Origin of the sequence: Dactylosporangium siamense (assembly GCF_016862795.1) — a bacterium.
GTDB classification, from domain to species: domain Bacteria; phylum Actinomycetota; class Actinomycetes; order Mycobacteriales; family Micromonosporaceae; genus Dactylosporangium; species Dactylosporangium siamense.
Genome location: NZ_BONQ01000273.1, coordinates 1 through 1,249, shown reverse-complemented (window position 1 = coordinate 1,249; position 1,249 = coordinate 1). Strand labels below are relative to the sequence as shown.

The 1,249-nt window shown below is 68.1% G+C and carries 1 protein-coding gene; it reads right to left on the bottom strand.

Translation table 11 applies throughout. From position 1 onward, the window contains the following. Nucleotides 1–37: 37 nt before the first annotated feature. Entirely contained in the window at nt 38–1,159 is a 1,122-nt protein-coding gene (locus tag Dsi01nite_RS56905) for an IS630 family transposase (RefSeq protein ID WP_203854881.1), read from the bottom strand. Nucleotides 1,160–1,249 lie beyond the last annotated feature (90 nt).

Here is a 1,249-nt window from a genome sequence, read left to right as displayed (position 1 = left end):
GCTAGTGCTCTGACCGGGAACGTTGGCCGGGTTGGGGTCAGGCTGCTCGGATAGCTGGCTGGCCCCATCGGCGTTGTCGTTCGGAGCGGATGCGGGCGCGTTCGCGGCGTTGGGCGGCCAGGACGTCGGGGTGGCGGGCGTTGGCGTTGCGCCAGCGCAGATAGGCGTGCAGTGCCTTGGTGGCGACAGCGTGGTTGGGGTGGTTGGACCCGGCGACGACGAACATCCGCAGCGGTCCGAAGTGCGCCTCGATCGGGTTTGCCCAGGACGAGTACGTCGGGGTGAAGCACAGCTCGACCCGGTTGCGGGCGGCCCAGGCCCGAATCGTTTTGCCTTTGTGCGCGGACAGGTTGTCCAGGATGACGTAGATCGGTGCGCCGTCCGGGCGGGCAGCGCGGATCGATCTGAGCGCGGCGAGGGTGTTCGCCGCGGACTTATGGCGGCGCACGACGCCCCAGAGGGTGTCGGTGCCGATGCTGTAGCAGGCGTGGAACTGCCGCACGCCGTGCAGCTTGTGATAGTTCGCGGGCAGCCGGTCCGGGTGTCCGGCCGGCGCCCAAGTGGCGCCGGCCTGCGGACGGATCGTCAACGGCCCGAACTCGTCGAACGCGAAAACCCGGTCCGGGAACCTGGTGGTGACCTCCTCGATCCGGGCGAGCTTGGCCTCGGCGTTCGGGTCGTTGGTCTCCTTCCACGTCTTCGTCCGCTGGAACGTGACCTCGTGCTTGTGCAGGATTTCCCGGAGTCGTTCCCGGCCCACCGCGACCCGGCGCGGGCCGGTGTTGTGGGCCAGGTAGTCGGCGAGTTTCCGCAGGCTCCACCGGGTGAACGGCTGGTCGAGGGCTTGGGGTCTGGTCTTGGCCGTCGCGACGATGAACGCTTCGTCGTCTTCACTGATCCGGCGGGGACGGCCACCCGCCCACCGAGGGTCCAGGCAGGCCAGACCCATCTCGTTGAACCGGTGGATCACTTCCCGGACCGCGTCCTCATCTCCTTGGACGAGGCGGGCGATCGCCGGAACGGTGTTCCCGCTGGCTGAGGCCATGATGACCATCGCCCGCCGCAACCGGATCGGCGACCCAGTCCCACGCCGAACGATCTGCTGTAATCGCCGGCCCTCGTCATCACTAAGCCGCCGCGCCCGGACAGGTTCTGCCATCCCGACAGCCTGAACCCAAACCAGCACCGAACCGGAAACGTCGACCGGCGTGTCACCCAACCCGGCCAACGTTCCCGGTCAGAGCACTAG

What these genes read in the sequence shown, in the direction of transcription:
- Dsi01nite_RS56905 (WP_203854881.1), bottom strand. Translation starts at nt 1,159, where the DNA reads ATGGCAGAACCTGTCCGGGCGCGGCGGCTTAGTGATGACGAGGGCCGG.